The 18,829-nt window shown below is 73.1% G+C and carries 13 protein-coding genes; 3 read left to right on the plus strand and 10 right to left on the minus strand.

Going from position 1 to position 18,829, the window contains the following annotated elements; genetic code table 11:
- Window positions 1–31: 31 nt before the first annotated feature.
- From ITX44_RS24825 to ITX44_RS42745, 4 genes are all read right to left on the minus strand, one after another.
- A complete protein-coding gene (locus tag ITX44_RS24825) occupies window positions 32–1,276 on the minus strand; it encodes an acyl-CoA dehydrogenase family protein (protein ID WP_205359582.1) in 1,245 nt (414 codons plus the stop codon).
- A gap of 67 nt (window positions 1,277–1,343) precedes the next feature.
- On the minus strand, window positions 1,344–2,825 hold the full coding sequence (locus ITX44_RS24830) for an MFS transporter (RefSeq protein WP_205359583.1): 1,482 nt from the start codon (window positions 2,823–2,825) through the stop codon (window positions 1,344–1,346).
- Window positions 2,822–7,120 (minus strand): type I polyketide synthase, encoded by a 4,299-nt coding sequence (locus ITX44_RS24835; RefSeq protein WP_205359584.1) that lies wholly within the window; start codon window positions 7,118–7,120, stop codon window positions 2,822–2,824. The genes ITX44_RS24830 and ITX44_RS24835 overlap by 4 nt, the downstream gene beginning before the upstream one ends.
- A gap of 634 nt (window positions 7,121–7,754) precedes the next feature.
- Window positions 7,755–8,669, minus strand: a complete 915-nt coding sequence (locus ITX44_RS42745; RefSeq protein WP_205359585.1) for a zinc-binding dehydrogenase — start codon at window positions 8,667–8,669, stop codon at window positions 7,755–7,757.
- A gap of 166 nt (window positions 8,670–8,835) precedes the next feature.
- Here ITX44_RS42745 and ITX44_RS24845 point away from each other — a divergent pair, with 166 nt between their 5' ends.
- Together ITX44_RS24845 and ITX44_RS24850 are read left to right on the plus strand one after the other, a co-directional pair.
- Entirely contained in the window at window positions 8,836–9,801 is a 966-nt protein-coding gene (locus ITX44_RS24845) for a LysR family transcriptional regulator (RefSeq protein WP_205359586.1), read from the plus strand.
- A 598-nt stretch (window positions 9,802–10,399) separates the two neighbouring features.
- Window positions 10,400–11,182, plus strand: coding sequence for an enoyl-CoA hydratase/isomerase family protein (locus ITX44_RS24850; RefSeq protein WP_205359587.1), 783 nt, complete (start codon window positions 10,400–10,402; stop codon window positions 11,180–11,182).
- An 86-nt stretch (window positions 11,183–11,268) separates the two neighbouring features.
- On the opposite strand, the gene ITX44_RS24855 is transcribed toward ITX44_RS24850, so the two are convergent.
- Both ITX44_RS24855 and ITX44_RS24860 read right to left on the minus strand, forming a co-directional pair.
- A complete protein-coding gene (locus ITX44_RS24855) occupies window positions 11,269–11,859 on the minus strand; it encodes a DNA-3-methyladenine glycosylase I (protein ID WP_205359754.1) in 591 nt (196 codons plus the stop codon).
- A 52-nt stretch (window positions 11,860–11,911) separates the two neighbouring features.
- A complete protein-coding gene (locus ITX44_RS24860; protein ID WP_205359588.1) occupies window positions 11,912–12,439 on the minus strand; it encodes a DivIVA domain-containing protein in 528 nt (175 codons plus the stop codon).
- 221 nt (window positions 12,440–12,660) lie between these two features.
- Between ITX44_RS24860 and folP the strand changes: the two genes are divergently transcribed.
- On the plus strand, window positions 12,661–13,473 hold the full coding sequence (gene folP, locus ITX44_RS24865) for a dihydropteroate synthase (RefSeq protein ID WP_205359755.1): 813 nt from the start codon (window positions 12,661–12,663) through the stop codon (window positions 13,471–13,473).
- Between the two features lie 239 nt (window positions 13,474–13,712).
- Here folP and ITX44_RS24870 read toward each other — a convergent pair whose 3' ends face one another.
- The 4 genes from ITX44_RS24870 to ITX44_RS24885 form a co-directional block, all read right to left on the minus strand.
- Window positions 13,713–14,528: an LOG family protein gene (locus ITX44_RS24870; protein WP_205359589.1), complete on the minus strand. Its 816-nt coding sequence runs from the start codon at window positions 14,526–14,528 to the stop codon at window positions 13,713–13,715.
- 16 nt (window positions 14,529–14,544) lie between these two features.
- Entirely contained in the window at window positions 14,545–15,615 is a 1,071-nt protein-coding gene (locus ITX44_RS24875; RefSeq protein ID WP_205359590.1) for an alpha/beta hydrolase, read from the minus strand.
- Window positions 15,616–15,760: 145 nt separating this feature from the next.
- Window positions 15,761–16,837 carry a succinyl-diaminopimelate desuccinylase gene (dapE, locus tag ITX44_RS24880; RefSeq protein WP_205359591.1) on the minus strand — a complete coding sequence of 359 codons (1,077 nt, stop codon included), beginning with the start codon at window positions 16,835–16,837 and terminating at the stop codon, window positions 15,761–15,763.
- 389 nt (window positions 16,838–17,226) lie between these two features.
- Window positions 17,227–18,777, minus strand: a complete 1,551-nt coding sequence (locus ITX44_RS24885; protein ID WP_205359592.1) for an alpha/beta hydrolase — start codon at window positions 18,775–18,777, stop codon at window positions 17,227–17,229.
- Window positions 18,778–18,829: the final 52 nt, after the last annotated feature.

An 18,829-nucleotide genomic window follows, 5' to 3' on the forward strand; every position in this document is an offset into this window, starting at 1 on the left:
GGTCGGTGTCCCTTCCGATCCCCGCGGGGGATCAGATGATGCCGACCATGCGGCGGGTGGTCGGGACGCCGTCCCACATGGGTGCGCCGGGCTCGGCGTCCCGCAGCAGGTTCGCCAGCCGCTCGCGCATGATGATGTTGGTGCCGTCCGAGTGCAGCCAGATGGACGCGTCGCGCAGCAGCTTCTCGATGCCGTTCTCCTTCATCACGCCGGCGCCGCCCCACAGTTCCATCGCCCGGCGCGCGGAGTCGAAGGTGTACTCGGAGACGACGAGCTTGGGCATGATCGCCATGTACGGGGCGAAGGTCTCGGCGGTGCGGGCCTGGCAGGCGGCCCGCCAGATCAGGGTGCGGCTGACCTCGACGTTGGTGTACATGGTGGCGAGGTAGGAGCCGACGGCCTGGTGCTCGATGATCGGCTTGCCGCCCTGGACGCGGTTGCGGCACCAGTCCAGGGAGCGGTCGAAGCACTCGCGGGCGATGCCGAGCGCGCAGGAGGCGGCGTAGGCGTTGCTGGCCCGCAGCAGCCGGGCGACGCTGCGCAGGGCGGTGCCGGGCTCGCCGAGCACGTCCTCGTCGGGCACGAAGACGTCCTCGTAGAAGATCTCGGCGTTGTTCGCCACGCGCTCGCCGGACTTGTCGTGGACCTTGCCGATGCGCAGGCCCTCGGCGTCGGCGGGCACGATGAAGGAGGTGACGGAGTCGGTGAGCGGGCCCTCGGCGTCGGTGCGGGCGAAACACAGGATGGTGTCGGCCCGGTTGGCGTTGGATATGTAGTGCTTCATGCCGTTGACGACGTAGCCGCCGTCGACCCGGCGGCCGAAGGTCTGCATGCCGCCGCCGGGGGCCCGGTAGGGCAGCAGGTTGTCCGAGCCGGCGTTGGGCTCGGTGAAGGAGGCCGCGAACAGGCCGCGCGGGTTGGCCGCGTTGCGGCCGAGGAAGCGCTCGCGCTGGGAGGGGGTGCCCACCTCGTTGAGGATCTGGGCGAACTTCCAGTGCTGGGCGAGGACGACCGCGGTGCCGAGGTCGGCCGCGGCGATCTCCTCCAGGATGATCGTGTTGGTGACGTAGTCGGTGCTCGCGCCCTTGAACTCGACCGGGAGCGGGGCCTGGCGCAGCCCGCGCGCGTCCATCTCCTCGACCAGCTCCCAGGACCAGGCGTCCTGGGGGTCGAGTTGCGCGTCGAGTTCGGCCGCCACCGGGCGTACCGCCTCGTCGGCGAACGCTCTGGCTTTGGTGCGCCACTCGACGTTCTCGTCGGTGAGTGCGAAGTCCATCGTAGATTCCCCTATACGGTGGTGTTGATCATGAGCACTCGCCCCCGGTGGGGCGGTTCGAGCGGGTTCAGCGAGCGGGTTCGTCCTGTGCGTCGCCGGCCCGGGAGGCGGCCACGGGGGCCGGCTCCGGTGGTTCCAGGCGGGGCAGCAGCAGGGCGAGCAGCAGCCCGAGCAGGGCCAGGGCGGCGCCGCCGAGGAAGGCCACCCGGAAGCCGGAGGCCAGCGCGGCGACACCGGCGGTGGCGCCGGCCGGGGTGACATGGGCGGTACGCGCGGCGGCGGTGGTGATCATGGCCGCCAGGCAGATGGCGCCGCCGATCCGGTACGTGGTGGCGATCAGGCCGGAGGCGACCCCGGCCAGATCCGGGCGGACCCCCTGGGCCGGGGCGATGAAGGAGGTGGCCTGCGCCAGCCCCCAGCCCAGGCCCCACAGCACCGACGGGACCAGCATGTCCGCGACGTAGTGGCCGTCGGCCGGGGCCCGGGACAGCCACAGCAGCGAGGCCGCGGACAGCGCCAGGCCCGCCACCAGCGCCCGACGCAGCCCGATCGCCCGGATCAGGGCGGAGGCGCGGGTCGAGGTGAGGAAGATGGCGGCGCTGATCGGCAGGAACACCAACCCCGAGGTCAGCGGCCGGTAGCCGAGGGCCTGTTGCACGTACAGCGTGACGAAGTAGTACGTGACCTGGCCGACGCCGCCGGTCAACGCGGTGACCGCGTTGCCGGCCGAGACCGTGCGCGAGCGCAGGATCCGCAGCGGCACGACCGGGTCGGCCGCCCGCCGCTCCCAGCCGGCGAAACCGGCCAGGAGGGCGGCGGAGCAGGCGAGCATGAGCAGCGTGGAGGGCGCGGTCCAGGAGGTCTCCCGGGTGCGGACCACGGCGTACACCAGCAGGGACAGGCCCGCGGTGCTCAGCAGCGCGCCCAGCACGTCCGGCCGGCCGTTGCGCGGGACCTTGCTCTCCGGCACGCTGCCGACGGCCACCGTCAGCAGGACCACGCTGATCGGCACGTTGACCAGGAAGTTCCACCGCCAGGACAGCTGGCTGAGCAGGCCGCCGCACAGCATGCCGAGGCCGCCGGCCAGGCCGGACATCGCGCCCCACAGGCCGAGCGCCCGGTTGCGGGCCTGCCCGTCCATCGTGGCGATGACGATCGCCATCGCCACCGGGGACATCAGGGCGGCACCGACGCCCTGCAGGGCCCGGGCGGCCACGAGCTGCCCGGGCCCGCCGGCCAGTCCGCACCACAGGGACGACAGGGCGAAGACCACGGTGCCGATGAACAGCATCCGCCGTCTGCCGAAGACGTCACCGAGCCGGGCGCCGAGCAGCAGCAGGCCGCCGAAGGCGAGGGCGTAGCCGTTGACCACCCAGCCCAGTGAGGTCTGGCCCATGCCCAGGTCCTGCTTGATCGAGGGCAGTGCCACGTTCACGATCGTCGCGTCGAGCGAGATCATGAACTGGGCGCCGACCAGGACGGTCAGCAGGAGACCGGAGCCGCGCCGTACGGCGCTACCGGTCGTGCGGGAGCCGGCGAGCGCAGTCATGCACGCTGCACTTTTCTGCTCGCCAGTTCCTCGGCCAGGGCCTCGACCGAGGTCGCCTTCAGGAGCTGCTGGACCGTCACGTCCAGTCCGGGGCCGCGCTGGAGCCGGGACTTCAGCTCCAGGGCCATCAGCGAGTCCAGGCCGAGCTGGGTCAGGCCGCGGGTGGGCTCCACCCGGCCGGTCGGCATCCGCAGCACGGCGGCGACCTCGGAGATGACCTGGTCCAGGGTGGACCCCTCGGCCTCGGCGGCGGCCGGCGCCGCGGGGGCCGCGGGTGCGGCCGGAGCCGGGGCCGGCGGCTGGGGCGCGGGGGCGGGTGCCGGGGCGGTACGCAGCGGCGCGGCGACCGGCTGCGGCACCGCCGGGCGGGCGGCGGGCGCCGCGGCGCCGCCCCGCACACCGTTGCCGAGCACGCCGTTGCGGGGGGCCGGGATCGGGGCGGGCAGGGCGGGGGCGGCCGGCGCGACGGCCGGCGCCACGCCCGCGGGCACGGCCGCGGACAGCGCCGGGACGGCCTGCCGGTCGCCGGCGGCCACCGTGAAGGCGGGTGCCTGGCCGGCTCCGCCCAGCCGCAGGGTGCCGCTCAGCTCGACGATCAGCCGCTCCTGCGCGTCACGGATGCGGATCTCACCGCTGATCTCCACGGAACCCAGTCCCCTCTCGGTCGGTGCCGCGTGCGCGCCGGACCCGGCGGCCGCGGGAAGTACGGTCGGGCCGGACACGGCGGCCGGATCGGCGCCGCCGGCCTGCTGAGGAACGACCTGCTGAGGAACGGCCTGCTGCGGTACGGCCTCGGGCCGGCTCTCGCGCAGCCGGACCAGCTTCAGCCCGAGCATGCGGGCCACCACCCGGTGCTGGTCGTCGAGCAGGATCACGTCGGCCTCGGCGGTGCCGTCGGGCGTGGACGCGGTGACCCGTACCTGGCTCCACACCTCGGCCGCGTCGCCCAGGTAGTGCACCTCGGCGATGCCGGCGGCGACGAACGGCTCGGGCTGCTCGAAGGCCGCCATCAGCGGCTGGGCCGCGGCCTCCAGCAGGGCCGGGTGGACCGCGGGGGCTCCCGCGGGCAGGCCGCCGGGCAGCCGCAGCTGCGCGACCGCCTCGCCCGTACCGGACCACAGCCCGGTCACGGCCTGGTTGGCCGGTCCCCAGTCGGCGCCCGCGGCGGCGGCCGTGGCGTAGAAGTCCGCGGCCTGCCAGCCGGCGGGGCAGCGGGTCAGGGTCTCGCCCAGGTGCTCGGGGGCCGGGCCGGCGTCGGCCAGGGCGCCGACGGTGCCGGTGCAGTGCGTGGTCCACACGCCGCCGGACTCCCCCGCGGCTTCGCGCGGCGCGACCCCCTGCTGGGAGTCGACGGTGAAGCGGTGCGTGCCCGCGGCGCCGGGCTCCAGGGTGACCCGCAGCCGGACCGGGCCGGTGGCCTCCACCAGCAGCGCCTCGGTGAAAGTGACGTCGGTCAGCGCGACCGGCCCCTCGCCGGCGGCCGCGGCCCGGGCCGAGCGGACGGCGTCGAGCAGGACCGTACCCGGCACCAGGGCGGTGCCGCGGATCCGGTGCTGCGTCAGATACGCCTCGGCCGCCGGGTCCAGGACCACGGTGGTCACGTGCGGGCCGGGCCGGGTCAGGCTCTCCTCCAGCCAGTACCGCTCGCGCTGCCACGGGTAGTGCGGCAGCGGCACATTGCGGCCGCCGGGGTAGAGCAGCTCGGGGAGCAGCTCGGCGCCGGCCTCGTACAGCCGGGCCCAGGTGCCGAGCATAGCCTCGCGCTCGGGCTGCATGCGGCGCAGCGAGGTGAGCGAGCGGGAGGCGGTGCCGCGGACGGTCTCCTCGACCGGGTGGCCGAGCACCGGGTGCGGGCTGATCTCGACGAACGCGGTGGCGCCGGCGTCGCGCGCGGCGGAGACGGCGTGCACGAAGCGGACCGGGTCGCGCAGGTTGCGCACCCAGTACGCGGCGTCCATCTCGGCGCCGTCGATCACCTGGTCGCGCACGGTGGAGTGCAGCGGCACCGTGGTGGCGTGCGGGGCCAGGGTGTCCAGCACCGCGGCCAGGTCCTCGAGCAGCGGCTCGACCTGGTGGCTGTGCGAGGCGACGTCCACCTGGACCAGGCGGCAGAACACGTCGCGGGCGTCCAGCCGTTCCTTGATGGCGGTCAGCGCCTCGGGGTCGCCGGCCAGGACGGTGGAGGTGGGGCTGTTGTACGCCGCCACGGACACCGCTCCGGGGTCCTCGATGAGGGCCGCGGCCTCGTCGGCGGGCAGTTCCACCACGGCCATCGCGCCGCGCCCGGCGACCTGCGCCATGAGCTTGCTGCGGCGGCAGATCACCGCGGCGCTGTCGGCCAGGTCCAGGGCGCCGGCCACGTACGAGGCGGCGGCCTCGCCCATGCTGTGCCCGATGACCAGGTCCGGGCGCACGCCCCAGGCCTTCCAGGTCTCGGCGAGCGCGACCTCCATGGCCCACAGCGCGGGCTGCACCATGTCGATGCCCTCCCAGACGGTCCGCGGGTCCTCCAGCTTCTCGATCAGCGACCAGCCGGCCTCGGCCCGGATCGCGTCGTCGCAGGCCTGGATGGCGGTGCGGAACGCCGGGGACAGCTTCAGCAGTTCGCGGCCCATGCCGGTCCACTGCGAGCCCTGGCCGGGGAAGACGAACGCGACCTTGGGCCTGCCGGCCGGGGCCGGGCGCTCGGTGGCGTGCAGCGAGGAGCGCAGCGCGTCGGCGATGGTCTCGTGGCTGTCGCCGACCACCGCGACCCGGTACTCGTGGTGGGTGCGCCGGGTGGCGGCGGTGTAGCAGATGTCGCGCAGCGAGTGGCGCCGTCCCTCGCCGCCGGGGCCGAGGTACGACAGGTAGAACCGGACCAGGTCGCGCAGCGCCTCGGCCGAGCGGGCCGAGAGCACCAGCACCTGCGCGTCGCCACCCTCCGCCGTGGCCGCGTCGGTGTGGCGCAGGCCGGCTTCCGGCTGCGGTTCGGGCGAGGTGAGCACCACATGCGCGTTGGTGCCGGAAATGCCGAAGGCGCTGACGCCGGCGATGAGTTGCCGGTCCTCGTCCAGCGGCTGGATCATGCGGGGGACCGCCAGCGGCAGGTCGTCCCAGGGGATCTTCGGGTTGGGCACGGTGTGGTGCAGCACGCCGGGCACGGCCCGGTGCTGGAGCGAGAGCACCGTCTTGATCAGGCCGACGATGCCGGCCGCGGCCTCGCTGTGGCCGAGGTTGGTCTTGGCCGAGGCGACCCAGGCCCGCTTTCCGGCCTCGCGGCCGGGGCCGAGCACGTCGGCCAGCGCCTGGAGTTCCACCGGGTCGCCGGCCTGGGTGCCGGTGCCGTGGGCCTCGACGAAGTCCACGTCGGCGGGGTTGATGCCGGCGTCGGTGTAGGCGTTGCGCAGCATGATGGTCTGGCCCTCGACGGCCGGCGACATCAGCAGGCCGCTGCCGGCGCCGTCGTTGCTGACCGCGGAGCCGCGGATGACCGCGCGGACCGGGTCGCCATCGGCGAGCGCCCGGTCCAGCGGCTTGAGCACCACGACGCCGATCGCCTCGCTGCGCACGAAGCCGTCCGCGGAGGCGTCGCCGAAGGCGCAGCGGCCCTTGGCGGAGAGCATGCCGGCCTGCGAGAACGCGATGCTCTCCCAGGGCGCCATGATCATGTGGGCGCCGACCGCGACGGCGATCTCGGACTCGCCGCTGCGCAGGCTCTGGCAGGCCATGTGCACGGCGACCAGGGAGGAGGCGCAGGCGGCGTCGATGGTGATGCTCGGGCCGCGGGTGTCCAGCACGAAGGACAGCCGGCCGGCGATGGCGGAGCGCGCGCCGCCGCCCATCACGCCGTAGATGTGGGGCTGTTCGCGGTGCTGGAGCTCCCAGTAGTTGGCGCTGTCGGCGCCGACGAACACGCCGGTCTGGGTGCCGGAGACGCGGGCGAGCGGCAGTCCGGCGTCCTCCAGCGCCTCCCAGGCGCACTCCAGCAGCAGGCGCTGCTGGGGGTCCATCGCGGACGCCTCGCGCGGGGATATCCCGAAGAAGCCGGAGTCGAACTGGTCGACGTTCTCCAGGTAGCCGCCCTTGCGGCTGATGATGCGGCCGGGCGTGTTGGGCTCGGGGTCGTACAGCGCCTCCGCGTCGAAGCGGTCGGCGGGGATGTCCTGGACGGCGTCGACGCCGTCGCTGAGCAGGGACCAGAAGTCGTCCGGGTTGTGTGCGCCGGGGACCCGGCAGCCGATGCCGATGACGGCGATGGGCGTGCCGCCACCGGCCTTCCGTGACTTCGGTCTGCGCCTGGTTCGGTCAACCATGCGTTCTGTTCTCCTTCGATGGTCCGGACACGGCGACGCCGGTCGGCGTGCCGTCGACTTCACGGGGGGACATGGAACGGGGGACGTGGGCCGGCGCAGGCAGGCGCGGCGAGCGGCGGGCAGGCGGGAGCACGGGAAAAGGGGGCGGAGCGGCGACGGTCCGCGCGGCGCGGTACGCACGCCCCGCCGGCGGCACGGTGCCTCCGCGCGGTACGAGCGCTCCGTGGGGGTACGAACGCTCCGCGCGGCACGGCGGCCGATACGGGGAATGGGGCCGCCGCGCCGCGCGGACGCTGCCCTCCCGGAGGGCCCCGGGGAACACCCGTCCAGGGACGGGGCCGGTCCGGGAAGTCCGCTGTGCCGATCCGGCCGGGATCGGCGACCGGCCGGGCAGCCGGCCGGGGTGCGGCCGGACGTACGACCGGAACGTGACCGGTCCGTGGTCGGTCCGTGGTCGGTCAGCAGCCGGTCCGCGGCGGTTCGCCGCCGGCCGCGACCGGTTCACGACCGGTAACTCGGCCGCAGTACGACCGGATCCGGTCAGATACCACCGGATCCGACCGGATGCGACCACGAAGGTTCAGCTGCCCTCGCGGCCGGGAAGGTCCAAAGAATGTGCTGCGAACCGGTCCGGTCAGCCGATGGTGAGGACCACCTTGCCACCGGGGACCTTGCGGTCCCGGAACTCGCCGAGCACGGTCACCAGGTCGGACCAGTCCGCGGTCCGGCCGACGCTGGAGACCAGCTTGCCGGCGCCGACCAGGCCGGCCAGGATGCGCAGGTCCTCGTCGTCGGGGTCGGTCGAGGCGTAGGAGATGTAGTTCTGCAGCCGGGCGCCCTCGTGGCCGCCGACGAAGTCCAGCACGCCGATGCCGGCCTGCTCGGCCGAGCTGTTGCCGAGGACGACCACGGTGCCGCCGGGGACGATCTTGGTGATCGCGGCCTCCAGCGAGGCACCGCCGACCGACTCCTCGATCAGGTGGAACAGGCCCTCGGCCTCCGAGGTCTTGCTGACGACCGCCGAGGCGCCGAGATCGAGCAGGTCCTGGGCGGCTTCCGCGCGGGTGCTGACCGCGGTCACCTCCGCGCCGGCGAGCGCGGCGAGCTGGACCTGGAACCGGCCGACGCCGCCGTTGGCGCCGGTGATGAGGACCCTGCGGCCGACCAGGAAGCCGCCCTGACGCAGCGAGCGCAGCGCGGTCAGGCCGGCCATGGGCAGGCCCGCGGCCTCGGGGAAGTCCAGGTCGTCGGGCAGGGCGGCCAGCCGGCCGGTGTCGACGGCGGCCTGCTCCGACCAGCCGGCGCCTTCCACCATGCCGACGATGCGGGTGCCGGCCTTCGGGCCGGAGCCGTCCGCGGCCTCCTGGACCACGACGCCGGCGATGTCCTGTCCGGGGCGCCAGCCGGCGGGCCGGACCCGCAGCAGCGCCAGCTCACCGCGGTTGACCGAGAACGCGTGCACCTTCACCAGGACCTGGTGAGGGGCGGGCTGCGGATCGGCGACCTCGGTGATGGTGATCGGCGCTCCGGCATCCGGGGAATTGACCACGCCGCGCAATTGTACACACTCCTTGACGCCTGGATTTTACATTCTGTTAAAGCGAGCCGAGATACCTGTGCGGCCTCGACGCTCAGTCAATCGTAGATTGCACACACGTCCAAACATCAATGTGCTATCGTGGTGATAGCGTATCGCTATCACATGGGGGAAACGGGTGGAATTACGACAACTGAAATGCTTTATCGCAGTGGCGGAGGAACGGAACTTCCGGCGGGCAAGTGAGCGGCTGCACGTTGTTCAACCCACAATCACCGTTCTGATCCAGCGGCTTGAACGGGAAGCCGGCACCGCTCTGTTCGACCGCTCCACCAGGCCCATCAGCCTCACACCGACGGGTAGTCGACTCCTTCCGGAAGCCCGGGCCGTACTGGCCGCCGCGGAACGCGCGATGGCCGTTGCCCGAGGCGAAGATCGCAAGGCGGAGCACATGCTGCTCCGCCTCGGCACCTCGCACGCGATGGGATCACGCCTGGAAACCGTTCTGCGGATACTGGGCGAACGCCAGCCGGATCTTCAGGTGGAGCTGCACGACGGCCCGCCGTGGGCAAGGTTGCGCCAAGTCCGGGAAAACGAACTGGACGCCACTTTCATTCATATGCAGCAGGAAAGTCCCGGGCTGTCGATGACGACGGTCTGGTGGGATTCCCTGGTGATCGCGCTCCCCGCGAAAAGCCCGCTGGCCCGCCGGCCGGCGCTGCGACTGTCGGACATGCGGGAAATTCCGCTGCGGACCGTGGAGCGCTCGGAGAATCCGCGTTTCTTCGACTTCCTCTGGGAGCACTGCCGGGAAGGCGGATTCGAACCGGTCCTGGGAAAGCCGTTCACCTCGGTGCAGAACACGCTCGCCGAGATCGGACTGGGCGCGCCGTCCTGGGCCGTGGTGTACGAGGGCGCGATGGAAGGCGCGCCGAACAGCTCGGTGGTGAGCCGGCCGATCCACCCGCCGCTGGGGGTGCCCGTCTGCGTGGCCGTCCGCGATCCCGCGTGCTCGCGCAGCAGGCTGCTGCTGGAGGCGTGCTGGGAGGCCGCCCGGCAGCACAGCGGGCCGGGCGGGCCGCCGCCCTACCTCGCGGCGGCGGGCGCCATGACGGGCGCCTATTCCGCGCACGCGGCGGAATAGACCCGTACGGCGCCGAATCCGCGCGAGGCGGCATCGGCCGGAGGACCTGACCGCGGCACGATTCGCGGGGCGCGTGAAGTCCGGCGAAGTCCGTGAAGTCGGGTGACATCACGACTGGCATCATGGCGTATCCGGGGAAACGCGGAGCGCCACGACACGGCAATTCCCGTGCCGTCCGGCCCGGTGGACACCGGGGTCCGCCGGGCCGAAATCGGGAGTTCCGCCCGGGCCGCGCCGCCGATTTCGCCCGGCCGCCCCGGCGAGGCAATTCCCGCGCCGCGGAAGGCGGTACCGGAACCGGGCGCTCCGGCGGCGGCATCCGTTCCGCTTGTGCGGCCGTGCATTTTTGCGGCCGGCCCGGTGCACCGGTGCGGTGCGGCCTTGTTGCCCCGGGCCACGACCCATTGCCGTGATCGATTACGGTGATGACGTTCCGGGCCGCCGCGCCGCGCGATCATCATCCGGCGGTGGGCCCGCGCTCGACAGCGTGCGGTGCGCACCCGGATGACATCGTTGTTTTTGCCGTACATGACATGCCTGGCCGCAGGGATTTCCGGCATGCTGGCCAGGACACGTACCGCGACGAAGGGGTTATGTGATGGCCGACAGCGTGCTCTACGCAGTTGCCGACGGACTCGCCACCGTCACCTTGAACCGGCCGGATGCGATGAACGCGCTCGACACCGGGACCAAGAACGCACTGCGGGACGCATTGCGCGCGGCCGGGTCCGACGACACCGTGCGGGCCGTGCTGCTGACCGGTAACGGGCGTGCTTTCTGTGTCGGACAGGACCTCAAGGAACACGTGGGAATTCTCGCGGCCGGCGGCGGGATGGACACGGTCGCCGAGCATTACAACCCGATCGCCACCGCGATCGCGACGATGCCCAAGCCTGTTGTGGCGGCTGTGAACGGTGTGGCGGCCGGTGCTGGCGCGGGCTTCGCCTTTGCCGCGGATTACCGGATCGCGGCCGACACCGCGTCCTTCACGACGGCCTTCCTGGGGGTCGCCCTGACCGCCGACTCCGGCATGTCCTGGACGCTGTCCCGGCTGGTCGGCTACGGCCGCGCGCAGGAGCTGCTGATGTTCCCCCGCTCGGTCAGGACCGAGGAGGCGCTGTCGCTGGGCCTGGTGCACCGCGTGGTGCCGGCGGCCGACCTGGCCGCCGAAGCTCTCACGGTGGCCCGCGGGCTCGCGCAGGGCCCGACCGTCGCCTACGCGGCCGTCAAGGAGTCCCTGGCGTACTCCGCCGAGCACACCCTGACCGAGTCGCTGGCCAAGGAGGCCGAGCTCCAGAGCCGGGCGGGCGCCTCGGCGGACCACAAGGAGGCGGTGGCGGCGTTCGTGGAGAAGCGCAGGCCCACGTTCCTGGGCAAGTAGGCAGGCCCTGGACAAGCGGGCCGCCTCCCGGGGCCCCGGAGGGCTGTCGCAAGCCCCCGCGGGCCCCGGTGAGCTCGGTCCCGGTGCTAGGGCAGCGGGCGCGCCCAGCAGTCCGCCAGGTGGTCGTTGACCAGGCCGCACGCCTGCATCAGGGCGTAGGCGGTGGTGGGACCGACGAAGCGGAATCCGCGCTTCTTCAGGTCCTTGGCCAGCGCGGTGGACTCCGGCGTGGTGGCCGGCACGTCGCCGAAACCGCGCGGCGCCGGGCGGGTGGCCGGGTCCGGCGCGAAGGACCAGATCAGGGCGTCCAGGCCGCCCTCGTACGTGTCGCGGACCGAGGCGGCGGCCGCGGCGTTCGCTATCGCGGCGTCGATCTTGGCGCGGTTGCGGATGATCCCGGGGTCGGCCAGCAGCCGTTCGCGGTCGGCGTCGGTGAACGCGGCCACGGTGTCGATCACGAAGCCGCCGAAGGCTTTACGGAAGGTCTCCCGGCGGCGCAGGATGGTGATCCACGACAGGCCGGACTGGAACGCCTCCAGGCACACCCGCTCGAACAGGGCGTCGTCGCCGTGCACCGGCCGGCCCCATTCCTTGTCGTGATAGTCCACGTAGTCCGGGGCGGACAGGCCCCAGGCGCAGCGCGCCAGCCCGTCGTCGCCGACCGCCAGGCCCGTCACCGGCGCACCGCCGCCCGTACCGCCGGCGTCCTGTGCGCCTGGTTCACCCGGATCACTCACTACCGCGCCCGTCCTCGTCCCCGCCGTATCCACCGTGCCCGCCGTACTCACCGGCCCGGCCCCCACCCGGCCGCTGGTCGCCCGCGGCACCGTGGTCGGCACCGCCCGCGCCCTGCTCCGGGCCGTCGGCGCCGCCGTACTCGGGGACGCCGTGCTGCGCCCCACCACCGTACGACCCGTAGGCCGCCTCCCGTGCGCCACCGCGGTCCGCGCCCTCGGCCACCCGCGCCGCGGACACCCCGGCCAGCGACGCCTCCAGGTCGGCGATCCGCGCGTCGCGCTCGGCCAGCTCGGCGCCGAGCCGGTCCAGCACCTCGTCGACGTCCATCATCCGGTAGCCGCGCACCGCCACCGGCAGCCGTACCGCGTCGATGTCGGAGCGCACCAGCGGGCGGTCCGGGGGCAGCCGGTCCTCCAGCCGGTCCGGCTCGGCGTCCTTGAGCGCGCCGCCGTCGCCGAGCACCGCCATGGCCACCGCGGCCACCACCGCGACCAGCGCGATGATCATGAACCAGAACAAGTCGATCTCCCGGGGTCCGGCCCTGTCTGCGAGTCCTGCCTGTACGCGCCCTGCCCATCGTGCCCACTGTGCTGCCCCGGCCCGTCGGGTGGCGCAGGACGGGCGGGGCGGGCAGGACGTGTCAGGCACGATCGTGCCACGATCGCATGAGTCTGAGATGAGGAGTGACAGTGCCACTTCGGCTGGGCAGCCGCGAATTCGGCGAACGGGAGCAGGTGATCATGGCGATCGTCAACCGTACGCCGGACTCCTTCTACGACCAGGGGGCCACGTTCACCGACGAGCCGGCACTGGAACGGGTGGCACAGGCGATCGCCCACGGCGCGGCGATCATCGACATCGGCGGCGTGAAGGCCGGCCCCGGCGAGGAGGTCTCGACGGCCGAGGAGATCCGCCGGACCGCCGGTTTCGTGGCCGAGGTACGCCGCCGCCACCCCGATGTGGTCATCAGCGTCGACACCTGGCGCCACGAGGTCGCCGAGGCCGCCTGCGCGGCCGGCGCGGACCTGCTCAACGACGCGTGGGGCGGCGTGGACCCCGAGGTCGCGGCCGTCGCCGCCCGCGACGGCGCCGGCCTGGTCTGCACCCACGCCGGCGGCGCCCTCCCCCGCACCCGCCCGCACCGGGTCGGCTACGACGACGTGATGGCCGACATCCTCCGCGTGACCCTCGCCCTCGCCGAGCGGGCCGTCGACCTCGGCGTCCGGCGCGACGGCATCCTCATCGACCCGGGCCACGACTTCGGCAAGAACACACGTCACTCCTTGGAGGCGACCCGTCGCCTGCCCGAAATGACCGCGACCGGCTGGCCGGTCCTCGTCTCCCTGTCCAACAAGGATTTCGTCGGCGAGAGCATTGACCGTGCGGTGCATCAGCGGCTCGTCGGGACGTTGGCCGCGACGGCGATCTCTTCCTGGCTCGGGGCGCAGGTCTACCGCGTCCATGAGGTTCAGGAAACGCGCGAGGTCCTCGACATGGTCAGCGCGATCCGGGGTGACCGTCCCCCCGCCGTCGCCCGGCGGGGCCTGGCGTAACGGGCGAAGGGTTCGCCCGGAAGACCCAGGGGCGCGGGGTCCCCCAGACTCCTCCCCCAGACTCCGTCCGGGGGTACCCCCAGGGGTGCCCCCAGCGCGAGCAACCGTCATCCGTGGCGCGGGTCGCCACCGGCCCAAAGGGGCAGTTGCTGTCGCATCCGGACCGCCGGCTGTCAGTGGTTGCTCGCGCAGTTCCCCGCGCCCCCAGGTACCCCCGGCGAACCCCCGTCGAAAAAACGCTACGCACTCTCCTTGGTGACCCGGTCAACCGCGTCGTCGACATCATCGGTGACGTGGAAGAGCTCGAGGTCCAGAGGCGAAGCCTTGCCCTCGGCGACGAGGGTGGAGCGGACCCAGGAGGCGAGGCCGCCCCAGTAGGACGTGCCGAAGAGGACGATCGGAAAACGGGTGACCTTCTTGGTCTGGACGAGGGTGAGTGCCTCGAAGAGTTCGTCGAGCGTGCCGAAGCCGCCGGGGAGGACCACGAACCCGCGCGCGTACTTGACGAACATGGTCTTGCGGACGAAGAAGTAGCGGAAGTTGACGCCGATGTCGACGTAGGGGTTGAGCCCCTGCTCGAAGGGCAGCTCGATGCCGAGGCCGACCGAGACGCCGCCGGCCTCCAGGGCGCCCTTGTTGGCCGCTTCCATGGCGCCCGGGCCGCCGCCGGTGATCACGGCGAAGCCGGCCTCGGCGAGGGCGCGCCCGATGCGGACGCCGGCCGCGTACTCGGGCGAGTCGGCCGAGGTGCGGGCCGAGCCGAAGACGCTGACCGCGGGACCGAGCTCGGCCAGCGCGCCGAAGCCCTCGACGAACTCCGACTGGATCCGCATCACGCGCCACGGGTCGCCGTGCACCCAGTCCGACGGGCCGTGGCTGTCCAGCAGCCGCTGGTCGGTGGTGCCGGCCTGCACCTGCCCGCGCCGGCGGACCACGGGGCCGGTGTGCCGCTCGGGCCAGTCCTTGCTGAAGGGCACGCGCTCCGCGGCGGCGTTCGCCGCTGCCGCGGCCTCCTGGGCCTCGCCCGGCTCGAAGGATTCGAATTCGTCAGTCATACCGGCAGCGTACGCATCAAGGCGCCGCGGACGGGGCCAAGGGAACCGCCCGGGGGGCCTCGATCCGGCCGCTGACCCAGGTGAAGGCGTCGGGGAACATCCGGCCCCAGGTTTTCCAGTTGTGCCCGCCGTTCTTGATCCGCATCGTGGTGACGGTGGCCGGCGGCTGCACCGCGCTGGTGATCCAGTCGGCGAACTTCGGCGGGCTGTCCGGGTCCTGGAGGCTGGACTCGACCAGGAGCTGGGTGTCGGGGCGGGTGTTACGGGCCAGCCACAGCGGGTTACGCAGCCCGTCGGCCGGGTTGTCGGGGGCCAGGGCCGCGCCGGCCGCGAACCGGTCGGGGTATTCCAGCGCCAGCCGGGCCGCGCAGTAGCCGCCGGTCGATATGCCCATCACGGCCCAGCCGCGAGGGGCGGGCAGGGCCCGGAAATTGCGCTCGATCGTCTTGACCACGTCGTCGGCCAGCCAGGTGCCGACCTTGCTCTTGCCGGGGACGTCCGCGCAGCCGGTGTTGACCCGGTCCGGGGTGATCGTGGGCAGCACCAGGATGGCCGGTTCCGCGCGGCCGGCGGTGATCTCGTCCTGCATGATCTGGCCGAGCCGCATGCCGCGCAGGAAGCTGTGCGGGGTGCCGGGTATGCCGTGCAGCACCTCGATCACCGGGAAGCGGGTGTGCGCGAACTCCTTCTTGCCGTACTGCGGCGGCAGCCACACGATCACGTCGCCCTTGGTGCCCGAGTCCCAGCCGCGGACGCTGGCCCGCTCGAAGCCCTGGGAGTACGAGGCGAACGTCGCCCGGTAGTCGGGGACGGCCGGGGTCGGGGTGCTCGTCGGGGTGGGCTTGCCGCCGGTGTTGGCGTCGCCCAGCAGGTCGTCCCAGGAGGCGTAGAATCCGTACTGGTTGTTGATCAGGACCATCACCACGAAGATCGCGGTGATCTGGCAGAGGAAGATCAGGCCGACCCGCTCGGCCAGCCGTATCGCACGCGGGCCGCGGACCCGGGACCAGAACAGCACGGCACACGCCACCGCCCCTATCGCGGCGGCGACGAGCAGGATCGCGAACCATCTACCGGTCAGCCCCACGACGCGCCTCTTCCCCCCATCCGGATCGGACGTATCCGATCACACCATGCCGGGAATGAGGACCGGTGCGCACCCCAGTTCGGTTGCTCAGGTTCGGTGTGGCGAGGTGCGCACGAGCCGGTACGGAGCCGGTCTCAGGCCGGTCTCAGGCGGTGAGCCAGGTACGCAGCCGGGTCTCGGCCTCCAGGATCGAGGCGGCCACCACGTGTTCCTCGCGGGTGTGGGCGAGGGTGGGGTCGCCGGGGCCGTAGTTGACCGCGGGGATGCCGAGGGCGGCGAAGCGGGCCACGTCGGTCCAGGCTTCCTTGGCGGCCGGGGCCGTCCCGATCGCCGCCACGAAGGCGGCTGCGGCCGGGTGGGACAGGCCGGGCAGGGCGCCCGGTGCGCTGTCGGTGACCAGCACGTCGAAGCCGTCGAAGAGGTCCCGGACCCGGTCCAGGGCCTGCCGCTCGCTCTGGTCGGGCGAGAAGCGGTAGTTGACGGTGACCGTGCAGAAGTCGGGGATCACGTTGGTGGCGTGGCCGCCGTTGATGAGGACGGCGTTGAGGCCCTCGGGATAGACCAGGCCGTCGATCTCCACGCGGCGCGGCTCGTAGGCCGCGAGGCGGTCCAGGATCGGTGCGGCCTTGTGGATCGCGTTCTCCCCCAGCCAGCTCCGGGCGGAGTGCGCGCGGCGCCCTGTGGTGCGTACCTCCACCCGCAGCGTGCCCTGGCAGCCGCCGTCCACCCGGCCCCCGGTCGGCTCCATCAGTACGGCGAAATCCCCGGCCAGCCAGTCCGGGTGCCGCTCGGCCAGCCGCTTCAGGCCGTTGAACTCCGAGGCGATCTCCTCGGCGTCGTAGAACACGTACGTGACGTCGCGGTTCGGCTCGGCCAGGCCTGCGGCCAGCTTCAGCTGCACCGCGACGCCCGCCTTCATGTCGGACGTGCCGCACCCCCACAGCAGCCCGTCCTCGTCGAGCCTCGACGGCAGATTGTCCGCCACCGGCACGGTGTCCAGGTGCCCCGCCAGCACGACCCGCTCCGCGCGGCCCAGCGCGGTCCTGGCCACGACCGCGTCTCCGTCCCGGTCCACCCGCAGATGGGGCACCCCTCGCAGTGCCTGCTCCACCAAATCCGCGAGCGCCTTCTCCTGCCGGCTCTCCGACGGTACGTCCACCAGGTGTGCGGTGAGGGTCACCGCGTCCTGCCCGAGATCCAGTGCGGCCACTTTGCTGTGCATGCGCCCAGGCTAGCGGCCTGATCCTCGACGGCTCGCCCCGAAATGGCCGGGGGCCACCTGGCGGTGGAGGGGTTCGCCGGGAGTACCGGGGCTGCCGGACGGTGGGGCGGCCCGCCCGGAGTACCCGGGGCCGCGGCTGCGCCGCGGGGGCTCGCCGGGAGTAGTCAGGGGCGCGGGGAACTGCGCGACCAGCCCAATTCCGTGGCGCGGGTCGCCACCGGCCCAAAGGGGCAGTTGCTGTCGCGTCCGGACCACCGGCCGGTGGCTGGGGGTACCCCCAGGCGAAGCGCTGGGGGAGCTCGCGCCCACGCGGCGCCAGCCGCACAGCAAACACAGCCCCGCGCCCCTGCCGGGCGCTCCCCGGCGAACCCGGCCGGGTCAGCGCGGCCCTACGGCGCCACTCCGAGGTGCCCCAACACCGTCCGTACCCCAGAAAGAACCGCACCCTTGGCGGATTCGCTCGGCTCGGCGGTCTCGAAGCCGTGCGGCGCACCGGGGACGTCGATGATCTCGAGGGCGGCGCCGCAGGCGCGGGCGGCAGCCGTGAAGTGGGCCACCGTCGCGGCGAGTTCGGGGCGTTCCGCCCCGACGCGGGTGAGGACGAGGGGGAGCCGGCCGGCGCCGAGGACGGCCTCGGCCGGGTGGAAGCGGGAGCCCGCGAGGCCCCAGCCGGGCAGGGGCGCCAGGACCGGATAGCTTGCGGAAACGCAGCGCAGCCAAGGCGGGGGCGCGGCCAGGACGTCGGCGGCGAGCAGGCCGCCGGCCGAGAAGTACCAGAGCGCGATCCGGTCGGGGTCGACGCGCGGGTCGGCACGTACCGCCGCGACCGCCTCGGCCACGTCGGCGGCGGCCCGCTCCCAGTCGCCGAGGCCGTGCAACCGGTGATCGACGATCGCACCGACGGCACCGTACGACGCCACGAGCCGGGCGTAACCGGTGAGCGAAGGCCAGTCACGCGGGGTGGGCCGGGCAGCCTCGGGCACCGGCCCACCGTGCACGAACACCACCGCCGGCCACGTCCCGGCAGCGTCGGGCGCGTCATCCGGCGAAGAGACGTCCGCCCCCTCAGCCCGGCGCCCGCCGCTCCCCCGCACATGCTCCCCCCGAAAATTCGGCACGTAGAGGTCCACCCGCCCCCTCCGTTCGCGCGGAAGGTCGGGTACGTCCAGCAGGAAGGGCCGCAGGTGCGTGGGTCGCCGCCGGGTGATCCGGTGCCCTTCGCCCGCGGCGGCGGACAGCAGGACCCGGACGAGGTCGGCGGGAGCAGAGAGCATGGGCCAGTGGCCGGTGGGCAGTTCGAAGAAGGTCACGCCAGGAGCGGTGAGCTGGGCCAGGTGGGGGTCGCCCATGGCGATCATCGCCTCGACCCGGGCGATGCTGCCGCCACCGGCGGTGCACAGGACGCCGGTGGTGGGGACGTCGTGGGCCGCGCCGGTACGACGGAGCGGCTGGGTCAGGGTCCCCATCGGCTGGGGTGCGGCGCGCTCGGTGAGCCGGGCCAGATCCTCGGCCGGCACCCCGGCCGTACTCCCCCAGCGCTCCCACTCCCCGGCCGAAACGGAGCCGCCGGAGGCCTCCCGCACCGAAGGGTCCGGAATCAGGGCCAGCGGGGGGTCGCCGTCCTTGGGCAGGCCCGCGTCGAGGTGGACGACGCGGGCGACGCGAGCCGGGCGGAGGTCGGCGGCGCCCAGGGCCGGGTGAATGCCGTACCCGTGGCCGACGAGCACGACCTGCGGGTCACCAGTCCCGTCAATGGCCCGCACCACGTCCGCGATGTGGGTGTCGAGCGTGGTGTCCGGGCCGGCCGGACGGCCGGGGTCGCCCATGCCGGTGAGGGTCACGGGATACGCGGCGGCGCCCGCCTCGCGGAGCAGCGCGGCGGTCCGCTCCCACACCCAGCCGCCGGTGTGGACGTCGGGAACGAGCACGTACGCGGTCATGCGAGCCTCCTCAGGGCGTCGGGTCCGCCGGTACGGTAGGAACTCCCGTTGG

The organism is Actinacidiphila acididurans, assembly GCF_016918855.1.
In the GTDB taxonomy this organism is placed as follows: Bacteria; Actinomycetota; Actinomycetes; order Streptomycetales; family Streptomycetaceae; genus Actinacidiphila; species Actinacidiphila acididurans.